Source organism: Psychrobacter sp. PP-21 (assembly GCF_033790785.1).
Taxonomy (GTDB): domain Bacteria; phylum Pseudomonadota; class Gammaproteobacteria; order Pseudomonadales; family Moraxellaceae; genus Psychrobacter.
Genome location: NZ_JAMYEB010000001.1, coordinates 437340 through 455325, shown reverse-complemented (window position 1 = coordinate 455325; position 17986 = coordinate 437340). Strand labels below are relative to the sequence as shown.

Below are 17986 nucleotides of genomic sequence, written 5' to 3'. Positions count from 1 at the left end.
GATAACCATTATTATCTCAGTTTTTTGAACCAGTTATATCAGAGTATCACAATGCGGTTGTACCCTATCCCACAATAATTAGTTTTTTAACAGTCAAAAGCTGTCAAATAATTCCTTCTATCGTTAGTGACTAAATAAAAGCACTTAAATCTCAAATTAAAACCTTACAATAAATGTGGTTTTAAACTATAATGATGCCATGATGTTACAGATTAACTATCTATTATAACATTATGTATCAGTGTACAATGCCATCCCTCATTTCACTGACCCTTTTCACATTTTAGGAACCAACCAATGAAACTACAATCCCTAGTTTTGGTAGCTGCCGTATTCACGATGACCACTGCTTTTGCTATCCCTGCTGGCACGTGGTCTGTTGCTGCTGGCGCCCATATGGTCGACCCAAAAAGCGACAACGGTACATTAGCCGACGGTACACTAGCAGTAAAAGTTGATGATGATATCCGTCCAACGATCAGCGGCGAATACTTTATCGCTAATAATGTTGGTGTCGAATTGCTTGCAGCTATCCCATTTCATCATGATTTTGACCTGAATAGTGCTGATGGTACTCAAGTTTTGACAGGTAGCACCCAACATTTACCACCTACGCTTTCTGTACAGTATCACTTCGATAATTACAGTATGCCAATGAATATCAAGCCTTTTATCGGTGTTGGTGTGAACTACACGACATTTTTTAAAGAAAGAATCTCTAGTGGTGGTGATTTAGATCTTGATGATAGCGTTGGCGTAGCTGGTCACGTAGGTTTTGATATTCCTTTTGCGCCTACTGAAGCATTCCGAATCGATGCACGCTACATGGACATCAAAACCGACGCTACTTTAGACGGCAGTGATATCGGTGAAATTGATATCAGCCCTTGGGTATATGGCGTTGCCTTTGTCAAACAATTTTAAGCCAGTCAAGTATCATGAGTCAAAAAAGCCAGCTTGTTAGCTGGCTTTTTTATATTTATTAATTGCTGTTTATCACTTGCTACTCACTATTACTACCATCTACATCTCACCTCGCCGTTAGATAGCTATTTTTAGAATAGTGGTTTCTAGAAACGAAAAGCAAGCCATAAAAAAGACCGTCCGTAGACAGTCTTTTTCTGTTTATCAGTAAGCGCTAGATCAAAATACGACGTGGATCTGCAAGCAAGGTCGCAACATAGCGGGTAAACACTGCCGCATCAGCACCATTGATAACGCGGTGATCATAAGATAATGATAATGGCAACATCAAGCGTGGCTCGAAAGTCTGCTTAGCAGCATTCCAGACAGGCTGCATAGTGGCTTCTGAGGCGCCCAAGATACCTACTTGTGGCCAGTTGACCAGTGGCGTAAATGCTGTACCACCTAGGATACCTTGGCTTGAAATAGTAAAGCTTGCCCCTTGTAGATCTTTGGTACTGAGCTTCTTATCGCGAGCCTTAACAGCAAGTTCACCAATCTCAATTGCGATTTGCTTGATACCTTTAGCTTGCGCGTCCTTAATAACAGGTACAATCAGACCATCATCAGTCGCTACTGCGATACCCATATTGACACTCTTCCGCAAGATAATTTGCGTATTGTCATCGCTTAAATGACTATTAAAGCGTGGATGCTGCGTGAGCGCATATGCAGTCGCCTTAACGATAAAGGCCAAGATAGTCAGCCCAACCCCTTCAGCTTTCATACCGCCTTTTAACTCACCACGCAGTTTTTCAGTCTCGGTAATATCAGACAAATCAAACTGTGTTACTTGTGGCAGCAAGGTATTGTAGTTCAGCTGCGGTATTGATACTTTTTGCAGACGGCTGAGGTCTTGGGTTTCTGTCTCACCCCAAACCTCTGTATTACTCATGTCAGGCAGTTTCGGTAGACCTGAACTTACGGCACTGCTGCTCGCAGGCGCTGCTTTTTGCTTGGTCAGGCTGTCTTTGACATGGGCAAACAGATCTTCTTTTAGGATACGATCATTTAATGCTGAGCCAGTCACTTGTGTGATGTCAACACCTAACTGACGCGCTAGCTTACGCACGGCAGGACCTGCATACACATCGACCAATTTTTCATTGACCTGTGCTTCAGTGAGTTTACCCTCTGGTTTGCTAGCAGCTGTATCAGTATTGGTCGGTTTGGCAGCTTGTTTTGGCTCACCAGTGGTTTTAGGAGCTGTTTTATCTTCTGCTTTAGCGGGTGCTGACTCTTGTGGTTTAGAAGCTTCAGACTCACTATCACTCACATTATCTGTACCGCTTTCCATAATAACGATAAAGTCCTGACCGTTAGCAACCATATCTCCTGCTTCGACCAAGATTTTTTCGATCTTACCGGCAACGGGCGCTGGTACTTCAACTGAAGCTTTATCAGATTCGATCAATAAAATCGACTGTTCAGCGCTGACAGTATCACCGACGCTTACCATGATTTCAGAAACCTGTGCTTCATCAACGCCTAGATCAGGTAACGCATGAGTGGTTGCCTGATCAGCACCAGTGGCTGGCTTAGCAGTAGACTCTGATTGCTCTGATTCAGTAGTGTCAGGCTCAGATTTTTCTTCTGTGTCAGCAGATGTGTCTTTTGCGGTGTTGTTATCTTGTTTGTCATCAGCAGTGCTATCGCTGTCATTGCTATCATCTGCACTCTCAAGCTCAATGAGCACCATGCCTTCACTGACTTGATCACCAATAGCAATGCTAATTTTAGTGACTTTACCAGCAGCGGAGCTTGGCACTTCGACTGATGCTTTGTCAGACTCTAACAACACGATGTTGTCGTCTTTTGCGATGACATCGCCAACTTCTACCATAATCTCGCTGACTTCGGCGCTATCCACACCTAAATCGGGGGCTTTAATGTCCATGATTTATTTCCTCGTCTTATGGTTATTATTCTTTGACATCACTATCATCGAGTACGTTTGCATCTGCTTGGTCTTCCGCGCGACCTTCATCACTGATTTCATCATCATCTTCTTCAACAAACTCAGGAACGGGTTTTGGATTGACATTACCTGGTGCTGGTGCATCCGGAGACTGATCATAATAAGACTGCTGTTGCCATGCAGGTGGATGATCCACATCAATACCTAAGCTTGAAATCGCGTCTTTGACCAAACGCATTTCAACTTCACCCTCATCGGCTAGGCGTTTCAGCGTTGCCACAACAATGTGTGCGGCATCAACGTTAAAGAAGCTACGTAGGTTTTCACGCGTATCAGAGCGGCCATAACCATCAGTACCCAAAGTCGTATAAGGACGGTTGTCTGGTAACCAAGCACGAATCTGCTCTGAGTAGTTACGCATATAATCTGTCGCAGCAACCACGATACCTTCGTGCGGTGCCAACTGCTCAGTAACCCAAGGCACTTTTTCTTCATCCATTGGGTGCAAGCGGTTGTAGTCGTCGCAATCCATACCATCACGAGTCAGTTCATTAAAGCTGGTAACGCTCCAGACGTTAGATGTGATATTGAACTCATCTTTTAGTATCTGTGATGCTTTTTGTACTTCGCGTAAGATCACACCAGACCCTAACAGCTGTACTTGTGCTGAGCCATTATCTTCTAATAAGTACATACCGCGCTTGATACCTTCTTCGCTTCCTTCTGGCATTTCAGGTTGCTCGTAGTTTTCATTCATCAGCGTCAAGTAATAATAGACGCGCTCGCCTTCACCATACATACGGCGTAGGCCATCATGCATCACTACTGCCAGCTCGTAACCAAAACAAGGGTCATAGGTTACACAGTTCGGTACGGTATTGAATAGTATCTGTGAATGACCATCCTGATGCTGCAAACCTTCGCCGTTAAGCGTTGTACGACCAGCTGTTGCACCTAGTAAGAAACCCTGTGCCTGACAATCGCCTGCGGCCCAAGCCAAATCACCCACACGTTGGAAACCAAACATTGAGTAATAGATATACATCGGAATCATTGGTAAGGCGTTCACAGAGTAGCTGGTTGCTAAAGCAATCCATGTACTCATTGCGCCCGCTTCGTTGATACCTTCTTCTAGCATGTGACCATCGATGGCTTCTTTATAACCCATCAACGCTTCACTATCTTCTGGCGTATATTTTTGACCAACAGCCGAGTAGATACCCAATTGACGGAACATACCTTCTAGACCAAATGTACGCGCTTCATCAGGGACGATTGGTACAACGCGATCTTGGATATCTTTGTTTTTGAGCATCGCAGATAGCAAACGTACAAAGACCATCGTGGTAGATTGCTCTTTGCCATTACTGCCTTTTAGTACGCGATCAAACATCGATAGCTCAGGAATATTAAGCGGAATATGACCACTACGGCGGTTTGGCAGATGACCACCTAATGCTTCACGGCGGCCTTTGAGATACTTCATCTCCGCCGAACCTTCCTCAGGGCGATAGAATGGTAGGGTCTCTAGTTGCTCATCAGTAAACGGCAAATTAAAACGATCACGGAAATACATCAAGGCTTCTTGATCTAGCTTTTTGATCTGATGTGACTTGTTAACGGCTTGCGTTTGAGTAGATAAGCCGTAACCTTTGACAGTTTTGACCAAAATAACAGTGGGCTGACCTTTTGTCTTCATTGCTTCACTAAAAGCAGCATAGACTTTTACTGGGTCGTGGCCACCGCGGTTCAGACGTGCAATCTCTTCGTCTGTCAGCGCATCTGCCATCTCTTCTAACTCTGGGTATTTACCAAAAAACTCTTTTCGGGTAAATTCAGGCGTACGTGCTTCATATAATTGGTACTCACCATCGACCACTTCTTCCATACGATGTTTAAGCACGCCGGTATGATCTTTACTAAGTAGTGAATCCCAGTTGCCACCCCAGATAACTTTGATGACGCGCCAGCCTGCACCGCGGAACACAGACTCTAGCTCTTGAATGATCTTGCCATTACCACGTACAGGACCATCAAGGCGCTGTAAGTTACAATTGACCACCCATATCAAATTATCTAGCTTCTCACGACCAGCAAGAGAGATTGCGCCTAAGCTTTCTGGCTCATCCGTTTCACCATCACCCAAGAACGTCCAGATTTTACGACCTTCTTTTTCTAGTAATTCGCGGTTTTCCATATAGCGATGTACATGGGCATGATAGATCGACATGATGGGCCCAAGTCCCATTGATACCGTTGGGAACTGCCAATAATCAGGCATCAGGTATGGATGTGGATAGCTTGATAGACCTTTACCACCCACTTCACGGCGGAAGTTATCAAGCTGATCTTCGGTCAAACGACCTTCTAAATACGAGCGCGCATAGATACCTGGTGCTGAATGACCTTGGTAATAAATCATATCGCCACCGAAATGATCGCTGGCTGCTCGGAAGAAATGGTTAAAACCAGTCTCATAAAGCGTTGCACTAGAGGCGAATGTCGCTAAGTGACCACCCAAGTCATCATCGTTTTTGTTGGCACGCATAACCATGGCAAGTGCGTTATAACGAATCAAAGCACGTATCTTACGCTCCATGCCTAGATCGCCTGGATACATTGGCTCATCTTCTGCGGCGATACTATTGACGTAAGCGGTATCTAGTCTATTAAAAGGCAGGCCTTCTTGAACTGCCATGTTGTACAACGCCTTTAGTAGAAACTGGGCACGGTCCTTATCTGCGTGTTTGACCACAGATTCAAAGGCTGCCAGCCACTCTTGGGTTTCGGTGCTATCAGCATCCTTATAATAATTCATTGGTGTTAATCCTTTTATATCAGTCGTACCTGCCTATGTGGCAAGGCTTTGTTAAATACTGGTGAGTGATGGGATATCGACTTACTGATGGCTTCCTTGCTATCTTCAATCATTCCATTGTTTTGTGCGGTGGTATAGAACATGATGGTAAAAAATACTACTACGGTAAGCTGACTTGTACATCAAATAGATGCCATGACAAAACAGCTCATACTGTTAACCCTGTATATCCTGTCATAGATGATTTTGACACTCTATTATAGGCGTTTGTGGAGAGATTGTTTATGGCTGTAGAGAAATGGATAAATAACAAGTATTTTTTAAATAAATAACGATTAGTTTTTTTAAAAATGACAATATTGTAATTTGTTTATGTGTAATCTTATGAATATAATTTACTTTTCATCATACCAAATCGACCACTGGTAACTTTACACTGGATTTATGACAAATTGCTTATTAGTATCCCATACTAGTATATTTGTATAAATATGGTTAACCATGATATTAATTGAGCAACCTTGATTCTTAGGACTAGTGACATGTATAAGGCTAAAAAATCCTTAAATATAGCGAATGCTTTTTCGTTCAATAAGTATCAATCTCAAATACTGAATTTGATGGGGTTTGTAATATTGTCATTGATGAGCATCTCATCTCATGCGCTTGCTCCTAATCGTGGGGCAACTTGTAATGGAATAGCAGGTGCTTCTCAAAGCAGCCTGACAAACGCAGACTACACTAACCTAGTCTCAGCAGTGAATACTGATAATTATGTCAACATCGCAGGCAACGCATCAGGCAGTATACCTTTGCAGATAAGAATGACCACATCAGAACTTAACGGTCCGCCTACGACTGGTAGTTTTATCGTACAAACAATAGGTAGTAATAGTGCTTTTAATATAGTTCGGAACTTTCCTTCGGTGACCTCAGTTACCTCCATCGATCTTGACTTTCGTAACAGTATAACGGAGCAACCTATCTTTTTAACTAATGTTGCTATGAGTGCTTTTGACATTGACGTTGTCAATAACACTAACAACTCTTTTGATGACTATGTGCTGTTTACGGGAGTAACTGCAAATGGCACAACTATTGATGGTAGCTTTCAATCAACAGTAGGCTCAAATATTGGTGCTTTTAGAGAAACTAATTCCAATAGAGCTACTTTTCCAGGGTTAGGACTTTTTAATACTAGTAGTATTAATGCTAACGAATGTTCAGGGGATAATTTGGATACTGCATGTCAAGGCTCTATTCAGTTTGCAGAACCAGTAAGATCAGTAAAAGTTCGCTATAGCAACGCTAATTATCGTATTTTTAATCGAAATAACCCAACTAATCAGCAAATCTTTTTTAGAGTAGACAACTACTGTTACGTTCCTCAGTACATTTTTTCTGGTACGGTATTTGACGATAATGGTGGTATCACAGCAGCGCAAGCGAGCGCTACTAATGCCAACTTCAATTCTGGGACTTATAATAATACAAACTACTTTAACGGTGTTTTTAATCCGCCCCAAGAGACGGGGATCAGCGGTAGTACTGTCAAACTAGCCAGTTGCGATAGTAACAACCCTCTCACTTATGCTACACAAACTGTTAATAGTAGCGGCGCGACTATCGGTGAGTTTCAATTTAGTGTCCCTCTCTCAACCTTTGGTACTAATCGAAGTATATGTTTGATAGAGAGTAGAACGGGCGCAACATATCCTATTCGAACCACAATAGACAATATCAATACTGGATTTGCAACCACCACCTACAACTATCCCAACAGGAACTTTGGTCGCGTCATTGCAGAAAACGCCGCCTTAGTCCTTAGAAAAGCTCAATACGTTAATAACTGTCCTTCTACCATCCCTTATACTGATCCTGATCTCAATCGTGTAGGTGAAACAGACCTTAGAAATGGCTTTAGTGAAAGTGCTAATAATGGAAATGCCCTTACCCCTGGTCAGTGTATTGCTTATCGCATTACCGCCACCAATCGCGCTAATGTCCCCATCACAAACTTTGTGATGCAGGATAAACTGCAAAGCAAAAGTGATGGCGCAGCGGTTACCTCAACCTTAGCCAATCCAGTAGCCAGTACAACCGACTATGCTTCTAATAGTGTGGCTATCGGTAATAACGGTACAGTAATAACCAATTCCTTTACCCTAAACGCCAGATCAAACCGCAACTTTTATTTTAATACCAAATATGGCACTACTGTGAACGCTCAGTAGCTATTATCTCTTGCAACTCTAGATTATTACTATTTCCTTTTTTAATATAAAAAAGCCCTGTCTTCTTAGACGGGGCTTTTACCGTTCGGTCACCTTGAAATACCATTTGTCATTTTTATAATTGATACTTGTATCGATTACGTTACAATAGCTTAAAGGGAGGTGTGTGCTTTTTACAGACAATCTTGATATCAAATTATAGACAGCCTCACGGTAGCCCAAAGCATCAGTATCCCAATGATAGTAACGGTATAGGAAAGGATTTTATATGAAACGTTTCAAGATTCTACGCAATATTCTATTAGCCACTATAGCTTCTAGCTCTTTACTAAATATAGCTCATGCTGAAGACGCTTTAGAAATGGAATTGACTGCCAATAAAGTCATCAAGAATGCTGACGGCAAAGTGAGCTATGCCCCTGTAAGCACAGCGCCCGCTGGTACTGTTATTCAGTACAAAGCCAACTATACCAATACTATCAATAAAGACATCAACGATTTAGCGGTTATTTTGCCCATTCCTGCCAACATGGTATTTAATGGTGAGGCAATGCCTGCTAGCGCTCAGGCAAGTATCGATGGTAAGAACTACGCCGATATGCCGCTCATGCGCAAAGTTGATGGCAAGATGGTCAAGATTCCATACTCTGAGTACCGTACTCTACGCTGGAATATTAAATTACTACCCGCTAAGAAGTCTGCCGCTGTGGCACTGAACACCATCGTTGAATAGTTCGTTTCGGACTACTCATTTATATCCTTTAGGAGATTTACCGCATGAAACCTAACGCTTTTAAATACTCAGTGCTTACCGTCGGCGTCATCGCTGCTATGGGTATCGCTGGTACTGCTCATGCTGATAATGTTAGCTATGATCAGGCAGATGCTTTTGAAGTCAAAAACGTCGCAACCGCGAGTTATGTAGTTGCTGGTGATACTAATAATCCGCAAAGCGCTCGCTCGAACGAAGTTACTATTAGTGTCTCTGAAACAGGGTCGTTTACACTATTAGCGACTGGCGGCGCGAGTGCGACTGATGACATTAATGAAGATATAGACGTTCAACCTTTTGTAGGCGCGACGGTAGCTTTTACTCATACCCTAAGCAACGATGGTAACGTATCAGATACTTATACTGTTAGTATCGAAAACGATAGTGTCAACGATGATTTCAACTACGATATTGCAGAGAGTGTCATCACTTATCAAAAACTGGATGTTGATGGTAATTCTATTGGTAATGTCATTACTATTGCAAATGGTGAAACCATAGAGCTTAATCCAGGCGAATCAGCTGATATCACTATTACGGCAAAAGTTAATGAAGATCGCGTTATAGATGACAATGGTATTTTGATTGTTAAAGCGACTAGCCAGTATCTAGCTAGCAAGGGTGACAATACAGCAGCTACGAACACCGATAATGCTATTACTATAGCGCCTATTTATGCTATTACTAAGTCTGCGCGAACCAATCTCAATACTCAAATTATTGACTTAAATAACGACCGTGCCTACGTTGACTACACTATAACGGTACAGAACGAAGGTAACATCGATGGTAGCGATGTTACTATTACAGATGCGCTTCCTGATGGCTTAGTTGCGATACAAGATGGCCAGAATGACTATGTAGCACCTACTATTTCGACTGACGGCAGTAGTAATACTAATACGCCTGGTATTTCAACTGATGGCAGAACCATTACTGTCTTAGGACAAAATATCGCTCAAGGTGAGACTATCACTGTAACTTTCCGCGCTAGAGCCGCTGACAATGCTACTGTAGCTAGCGACTTTGTCAACTATGCTGTAGTCGAAGATGATCTAGACGGTGATGGCATTCCAGATATTACTGATAGTACAAATGATACTGTTGATAACACATACGAAAAACCAGGTGACCCTCGTGGTGAAGATGGTGACCCTGATGACGGTACTGTTATCCCTAGAAACCAGAACCGCGAGCTAGAAATTACGGGTAGTGATGAAAAAGATGTACCCTTACAAAGTACTGGTAATGGTTATACTTACACCATTACTAACAAAAGTGTTGATTTGACTGAGGCTACGCAAGCTGGTGATGTTTTCTTCACCATAACACCTCAGGATGATTTAACTCAAATTGATGTTGCTACTGTGTTTGTCGATACTGATGGTGATGGCGAGCTTGATGCTGGTGAGACAGTATTGGCTGCTAATAATCAAGATCAGTATGACTTAAATGACGCAGTCGGTGCTACAGGTCTTGCTCCTGGTGCTTCTGTCAATATTGGTATGCTAGTCAATACTAATGGTTCAGGTAGCAATGACGGACAAGATAGTGATATTGGTAAGTTTGAAGATTATATCATTACAGTTGAAGCGCAAAGAGTGTTAGATGGTACACCTGCACCCTCAGCTGATACCACTACTTCTAAAATTACCATGCAAGGTGTCGATCTGTTTAAGTTTCAAGCCGTAGCATCTTGTGATGTGACGCCTACTTCAATCCCTGACTCTCAATGGTCATCAGAAACAGCTGCTAATCCTTTAGCTGCAAGTGCTGATCAGTGCGCTTTTTACAAGCTAGAAGCGACCAATACTTTTCCTAATACTGAAGTTAACTCTCTTGTTTTATCTGATGAGTTATCGAATAAACTGACATACAAAAATGGTAGTTTCTCTTCTGAAACCTCAATTAACTCGACTCCAGCTTCACTCATACAGTCAGGTCAAACGGTTGGTGGCGAGTTTACTACGTTAGTAGGACAGGAAACAGGTACTATCTACTTCTCTGCTACTATTTCACAAACAGGTACTAACCCAGCTCCATAATTACTGAATCATGATCAAAGGAGTTTTCTTAACCGGATTAAGAAAACTCCCCTTTTATCCTTTATACATTAACTATGTTTTCTTTCATAAGTAGGATTACCGAATATGCGTCAAGCTGTATTTTCGTCTCGTAACCCTCGCTACCGTACAGGTGCACTAACTGCCCTGACGACGTTAGCAGCGTCGATGCTACTTATGCAAGCAAATATCGCTCATGCTGAAGACGGCAAGGGCGTGACTACGATTAACAACATTGCACAGACCAATTATAAAGTTGGCAATAGCACGCAAACAGGCACCTCAAATCAGGTTAGCTTTAAATCCTTGACGCTCCCTGAGTATGACGTCAGTATCACTGAGCCCCCCCTGCAGACTGTCAATGCTGGCGATAAAGCTCAGTGGATTAACGTGCTATCGAATAACGGCACGTATGATGAAGACGTTATTGTCAGCTTCGACTACCCGAATACTTTGTCTAACTTTGTTGTTTATCAAGACATAAACAATAATGACATTATAGATGGTGCTGATCAGCAGCTGGCCTTAGACGGATTGAGCGCAAAAATTGCCTTGGGTCAAGCCGAGAGTATTCAGCTTATCGTACAGGCGTTAACTGATCGCAACGCCGCTAGTAACGATACTGCTGAGATCAAAATCGGTGCAGTCGTCGTTGAAGATGAATCAGTGACAGCTGCGGCAACTGATAGACTCATTATCGTTAAGCCAAGCATTGGTTTCACGGATGAAAATTTTGAAAGCACTCAAAATACTACGCAAGTCGGCTCAAATGTTTTTGTTGAAGCCAACTATGCGCAGTGTAACGTGCAGCCTAATGCAAAAGATCAAGTATGGGTAACGATTACCTCTGAGCTTACAGGCGACAAGTATTCTCTAAAAGCCACAGAGACAGGCGACAATACAGGTAAGTATCAAGTCTCGGCGCCTACCCAAAACAATGCTAATGCGATCGATGATGAGATCATTCAGACGCTACAAGGCGATACCCTAGCGGTAACGCTTGATGCCTGTATCACGCCTGAGGGTGATCGCGTTAACATCGATAGTAATATCAGTAGCAACATCACTGTGATGGATCAGTCAGCTCGTCTACAAGTCACTAAAGAAGGTGACGTTAAATCAGCTGATCTGGGTGATTATGTCAACTACAGCATTAACATTACCAATAACGGTGCAGCGACTGCCTACGATGTCGAGTTAAAAGATGCTCTGCCTCGAGGTTTTGCCTACATCGAGGGCAGTGCTCGTATCACTCAAGGCGCTGGCGATGCGGATACCGATCTTGATATTAATCAGGCACAGACGACTGAGTTTAAAGCGGATGGCAAATATCAAGTTCTAAACTTAGGTACACTAGCTGTTGGCGAGACTAAAAATGTCACTTATCGCGTATTGGTCGGTGCTTCTGCACTAGGCGGCGACGGTATCAACCGTGCTACTGCGCATGGCCGTGACGAAAACAACAATACCTTAGCATCGTTAGAAGCACAGTGGCCCATCGAAGTGAGCCGCGGCGTGATGAACACTGACGGTATCATCATCGGTAAGGTCTACCACGATATCAACCGCGATGGCATCCAGCAAAAAGAAGACGGCGAGCTTGGCGTAGCTGGCGTGCGCATCTATATGGAAAACGGTAACTTCATCGTCACCGACCCTGAAGGTAAATATAACTTTTATGGCGTTAGTGCCAAGACGCACGTGCTCAAAGTTGACCGCACGACAATACCTGCTGCCAGTGAGCTGATTACCCAAAGTAATCGTAACGCTGGAGATGGTGGTAGCCGTTTTGTTGACCTTAAGTATGGCGAGTTGCACCGTGCTGATTTTGCTATCGTTGGCGGTATAGGCGATAGTACCGAGCGCTTAAATACTGAGCTTGTCGCTCGTAGCAAAAGTATCAGTGCTAAAAATAACACTTTAGAACAAGCGGTTAAGAGCAAGCTTGATCTAGAACCTATCTATGATCGCGATTATACCGATAATGTCGATGCTAGTGGTTGTAAGTCTAATGATGTCTTAGACCAAAGTATCAAATGCGATTCAGCGATAGTAACAGAGCTTGTCAAGCCTGGTGCTGAGCGCGTTAATATGGACGTCACAAAAGTCGTTCAACCCAAAGAAAAAGTGCTCGAAGAGTACCTAAAAGAAGTTGCTAACAACGACGTTGCTTTTATTAATTTGAGCAGTGGTCAACAGCTTGCCTCTTATAAACAGATGGTACAGGTACAAGCGCCGCTAGGCTCAAACTTCACGCTATATGCTAATGACAAAGTGGTATCAGCTGAGCAAATCGGTAAAACGGCTGAGCAAGAAAAACAAAACGTCACCGCGTTTGACTACTACGCCGTTGATCTAAAGCGTGGTCGTAACACTTTGCGCGGCGTAGCCACTGATGTTAATGGTAAGGTTATCTCTGAGCAGTCTATTGACGTGACGACTCCTGACAGTTTGCAGGCGATTAAATACCGTACTCAAGAGACTTTGGTTGAAGCTGATGGTATCAGCGAGTACCAGATTGTCGTCAGCCTAAAAGATCGTGACAACCGTCCTTATGTGGCGTCAACGCCGATCACTATCGATACCAATATCGGTCGTATCAATTTACCTGACGGTAGTAAAGATAAAGCGGGCACGCAGGTTACCGTTAATGGCGGTGAGATACTGATCCCTGTTATTGCGCCAAGCGTCGCGGGTAAAGGTGAGCTTATCATCGATACGGGTAGTAGCAAGCAAGTTATCGATCTGCAGTTTATTCCAAAGCTGCGTCCACTGATTGCTGTAGGTATCGTTGAAGGTGCCATTTCACTAAAAGACTTTGATGGTAGTAGTATCACTGATGCTCAAGGCGCGTTTGAAGAAGAGCTTCATGAGTTTTCGGGTAATGATGATTACTCAGCGACGGGCCGTGCAGCAATGTTCCTCAAAGGTAAAGTGCGCGGTGATTATCTACTGACGCTTGCTTATGATAGTGACAAAAAAGGTGAGCGCTTGTTCCGTGATATCGAACCTGGCGAGTACTACCCTGTCTATGGCGACTCATCAGCTAAAGGTTTTGATGCGCAGTCAACGAGTAAGCTCTATGTACGCTTAGATAAAGGTCGCTCATTTGCCTTTTATGGTGACCTAAAGACTCAGATCGACAATGATGATGGTATCAAACTTGGTCAGTATAATCGTACGCTTACCGGTCTAAAAGCGCAGTACGAAGATGCTAATACGCGCGTAACTACTTTTCTTGCCGAAACTAGCTCATCGCAGCGTGTGAATGAGACGCGTGGTTTAGGTATCTCAGGTCCCTACCCATTAGCTGAAGACTTCGATGCCGTGTTAGAGAACTCAGAAACTATCGAAGTGATCACTCGCGACCGTAATAACCCTGGCTTAATCGTCAACCGTGAGACCCTCACGCGTTTTGCAGATTATGAGATTGACCCAATCAGCCGCAGCTTATTCTTGAAATCACCGATTGCCAGTCAAGACATCGAAGGCAATCCTGTCTATATTCGTGTCACGGTAGAAGTAGATGAAGGTGGTGAAGATTATCTGGTTGGTGGTATCGCTGCTAAGCAACAACTAACCAACAAAGTATCTATCGGTGGTAGCTATATCAATAGCGACGATCCACTGAACAAAGAAGAGCTTGCAAGTCTCAACAGCGTTATCAAATTTAACGACAAGTTAAAGCTAGTCGCTGAATATGCCATGAATAAAGCTGAGAATCCAAATTTTCAAGCCAGTAATCAAATCAACACCACAGAACTCGATGAGAGTGATGTTGAGGGTAATGCGCTGCGTCTTGAGATTGACTTTGATAATAAGAAAAACACCCGTGCCAAAGCGTACTACAATGATGCTGATGAAGGTTTCGTCACTGGTGCGTCACCGCTTACGGCGGGGCGTACCGAGTCTGGTGTAGAAGTCGTTTACACGATAAACAACAAAAAAACAGCATTAAAGCTAGAAGGTGTACGTACCGAAGACCATACTACCGAGGCGAGCGTCAAAGGTATCCAGGCTAGCATAGAGCAGCGTTTGAGTGAGAATGTTGTCGGTGAGATTGGCGTACGCTACTATAAGCAAGATGCTACCGCTGCTTCACGCAATACCCAAGCGGCGACAGACGTATTGGATATCACAGACGATACGCTATTTAATGATGACATCATCAATCAATCAGCGTTAAGTAGCGTTAGTAATGCTGATGAAGACATCGAAGGTACAACCGTTCGTGCTCGTATTACCTCTCGCCTGCCCAAATTGAATAATAGCTTGGTATTTGCAGAGTATGAGCAAGATATCGACAACAGCTCACGTAATGCCACTTCCATCGGCGGCGAGACCCCTCTTGGTAGCTTGGGACGACTGTACGCGCGTCACGATTTGATCAACAGCTTATCGGGTACTTATGGTCTTGATGATACTGATGAGCGTCAACGTACTGTTTTTGGTTTCGATGCCACTTATATGAAAGATGGTAAAGTGTATAGCGAATACCGTATGAGTGACGCTATTAGTGCACGCGAGGCCGAAGCCGCTATCGGTCTAAAAAACAAATGGTATGTCCAAGAAGGTCTAACTCTAAATACCTTGTTTGAGCGTGTTGAGTCGCTTGAAGGTGAAGAAGACAACACGGCAACCGCAGCAGGTATTGGTGTTGAGTATCTTGCCAAAGAAAACTACAAAGCATCAGGGCGTTTTGAAAAACGCTGGGGCGAAACAAGTGATACATTACTAGGTAGTGCTGGTATTGCCTATCGCTATACTGATGAGATCACCCTACTTGCCAAAGACATCTACTCACGCACTGATTACACTGATGGCGACCGTACTATTAATCGCTTTCAGCTAGGCGCAGCTTATCGTGATTATGATAGCAACCAGTTAGATATGCTAGCAAAGCTTGAGTATCGCTTGGATGATAACAACACTGGTGATGACACTTATCGAAAAGACACAACCATCTGGTCATGGAATGGTAACTACCATCCGACGCGTCCACTAACCTTATCTGGACGTTATGCTGGTAAATACACAGAGTACAAAGCAGATGCATTGACCAGTGACAATACGGCACATGCTGTCTATGGTCGCGGGCTTTATGACCTCAGTGAGCGCTGGGATATTGGCTTACAAGCAGGCACTTACTGGAACGATCAAGCAAACGACTTGGCTTATATGCTTGGTGCAGAGGTTGGCTATAGTCCAATGACCAATCTGTGGTTATCACTTGGCTACAACTTTATGGGCTTTGAAGACGAAGACATCGCCTATGATGACAGTACTCAAGAAGGGGCTTATTTCAGACTGCGCTTCAAATTCGACGAAGATCTATTCAAACGTGAAGATCCACGAAAAAACCAGCGTTTGATGAGCAGCTCTACTACCGTTAGCGATAATACGTTGTAAATTGACAACACGATCTAATGGCATTGCTTCAGTACCGTCTTATGACAATGCCGCTATAACTGCATTACAACCTACCAAGCTATGAGTAGCACTAGCCCTGATAATGGTAAATAACACCCCTTATTACCTTCATACAAGGTTTGCATTATGTTTAAAGCTGTCATGAAAACCATACCTGATAAGCAAACGATATCTACTGCCTTATCGGCAATACTGCTACTGACGGTAGCCCCACCTGCTTTAGCTAACAGTGACATCGTTAATACTTCAGCTCAAATCACTAATACGACTAATATTACTGACTGTCGTGATGACTTGCAGAGCCATGTGCAGAAACAAGCGCATTCTTATAAGTATCAAAGCCAACAACAGCGTGTATTGAACTGTATGGTAGCGCAATTAGAGCCGTATCAACAAAAAGACAAGACAGCTCTTGAGCAGTATCTCGCTTATAAAGCACAAGCATGGCTTACTTATGCTATCAACAAAGACAGTATGAATAGCCGCTCATCTGCAGGCTCAGTTGCAGTAGAAATGGCAGAGACTATTTTGCAAGCACTAAAAAATAATAGTGCACAAGACATGAGTATATATCAGGATATTCCTACTACCTCTGCGCTGATGCGACCTGACCTATGGGCAACGCTGAGTGCGCTCAAAGATAGTAATGGTATAGCGTCAGCACCTCGTGAAATGGCGTTTGGTGAAGTGGCTCTAATATGGGCCGCCACCAACCAATGCAAACGAGGCTGGCGAGAGTCCGGTATGCACTTTCGCATGGCAGATCGATGGCTTGAGCAAGCACGTGAAGCTTATATCAACGCTCATGACTCACAGACCACTGTAGCGTTAGAAACATCAATAATCAGCTACTATCAGCAATACGCCCCTTTAGATGCTGTCGATGATGTTTGCCGTGGACAAGACTTAACGCCAAATAGTTGAGAAATAGCTTACTATTAACAAATACCATTAATCATCACTGCTATGACCGTATAACGTCTCAATGGACGACAACTATGTGTTTAGAATATTGTAGTAAATACAAAACATAAAAAAGCCGACATCTTTGTCGGCTTTTTTCGTTTGGTATGGAAAATTAAACGCTTTTGCGTCGTAGCTTTTCTGGTAGATAGCAGCGCAGATACGCAATAAATGCCGTATTTGCTTCTTGAATATAGTCCTCAGTAATGCTCTGATGACGACGATAAGACAAGGTAAAGATAGCGTTGACGATACTATAAGCAATCAACAGGGTGTTTTGGATATCATCAAAGTTTGGCATCTCATAACGCTCTGACAAGCGCTTATATACCAAGTCAACGATTTGATGGTCCATATCTTCACCAAAGCTGTCGCCTTCAAAGTCAGGCGTATTGGTATCGTAAATTAGCTTGGCTTTGGTCTCATCACTATGGAAGATCATCACGCACTGATCAATAAGTGCAGTCAAATACCCTTGCCATCTATCGTAATTACCGATATCAACTGTTTCTACCATCTCCAGTATTTCGATGGCATTCAAAAAACGCAATGCTAGAAATATTGCTTCAATATTAGGAAAGAAGTGATAAGCAGAGGCTCTTGGTATGCCTGCTTCTTCACATACGGCAGCCAAGGTAATATCATTAATTGCTTGTGTTTCACTCAGTTTTTTGGCACCAGCCAAAAGTTTTTGGCGGCGTACACGGCCTTGTTGGCTGGTAAATTTAAACTTGTTCGGTACAAGTTTTTTTGCCAATTCTGAGTCTACCAACACATCTTCAATTTTGTCGTCTTTGTTATCACTCATTATAAATCTCTTTATGT

9 protein-coding genes are annotated in these 17986 nt (G+C 43.2%); 6 read left to right on the top strand and 3 right to left on the bottom strand.

Annotation, left to right across the window (positions count from 1 at the left end):
* Nucleotides 1-297 precede the first annotated feature (297 nt).
* Entirely contained in the window at nucleotides 298-924 is a 627-nt protein-coding gene (locus NJD71_RS01900; protein ID WP_319050230.1) for an OmpW/AlkL family protein, read from the top strand.
* Between the two features lie 214 nt (nucleotides 925-1138).
* Here the strand turns inward: NJD71_RS01900 and NJD71_RS01895 are convergent, their stop codons facing one another.
* Nucleotides 1139-2860 carry a 2-oxo acid dehydrogenase subunit E2 gene (locus NJD71_RS01895; protein WP_319050229.1) on the bottom strand — a complete coding sequence of 574 codons (1722 nt, stop codon included), beginning with the start codon at nucleotides 2858-2860 and terminating at the stop codon, nucleotides 1139-1141.
* A gap of 25 nt (nucleotides 2861-2885) precedes the next feature.
* On the bottom strand, nucleotides 2886-5699 hold the full coding sequence (aceE, locus tag NJD71_RS01890; protein WP_319050228.1) for a pyruvate dehydrogenase (acetyl-transferring), homodimeric type: 2814 nt from the start codon (nucleotides 5697-5699) through the stop codon (nucleotides 2886-2888).
* A 542-nt stretch (nucleotides 5700-6241) separates the two neighbouring features.
* Here aceE and NJD71_RS01885 point away from each other — a divergent pair.
* The 5 genes from NJD71_RS01885 (at nucleotide 6242) to NJD71_RS01865 (ending at nucleotide 17122) form a co-directional block, all read left to right on the top strand.
* Nucleotides 6242-7933: a hypothetical protein gene (locus NJD71_RS01885; protein ID WP_319050227.1), complete on the top strand. Its 1692-nt coding sequence runs from the start codon at nucleotides 6242-6244 to the stop codon at nucleotides 7931-7933.
* A 268-nt stretch (nucleotides 7934-8201) separates the two neighbouring features.
* Nucleotides 8202-8666 (top strand): hypothetical protein, encoded by a 465-nt coding sequence (locus NJD71_RS01880; RefSeq protein ID WP_319050226.1) that lies wholly within the window; start codon nucleotides 8202-8204, stop codon nucleotides 8664-8666.
* Between the two features lie 44 nt (nucleotides 8667-8710).
* Nucleotides 8711-10750 carry a hypothetical protein gene (locus NJD71_RS01875; RefSeq protein ID WP_319050225.1) on the top strand — a complete coding sequence of 680 codons (2040 nt, stop codon included), beginning with the start codon at nucleotides 8711-8713 and terminating at the stop codon, nucleotides 10748-10750.
* A gap of 105 nt (nucleotides 10751-10855) precedes the next feature.
* Nucleotides 10856-16177 carry a hypothetical protein gene (locus NJD71_RS01870; protein WP_319050223.1) on the top strand — a complete coding sequence of 1774 codons (5322 nt, stop codon included), beginning with the start codon at nucleotides 10856-10858 and terminating at the stop codon, nucleotides 16175-16177.
* A 147-nt stretch (nucleotides 16178-16324) separates the two neighbouring features.
* Entirely contained in the window at nucleotides 16325-17122 is a 798-nt protein-coding gene (locus tag NJD71_RS01865) for a hypothetical protein (protein WP_319050222.1), read from the top strand.
* Nucleotides 17123-17276: 154 nt separating this feature from the next.
* Here the strand turns inward: NJD71_RS01865 and NJD71_RS01860 are convergent, their stop codons facing one another.
* The gene (locus tag NJD71_RS01860) at nucleotides 17277-17969 is read right to left on the bottom strand and encodes a TetR/AcrR family transcriptional regulator (protein WP_319050221.1); all 693 of its coding nucleotides are present in this window, start codon (nucleotides 17967-17969) and stop codon (nucleotides 17277-17279) included.
* Nucleotides 17970-17986 lie beyond the last annotated feature (17 nt).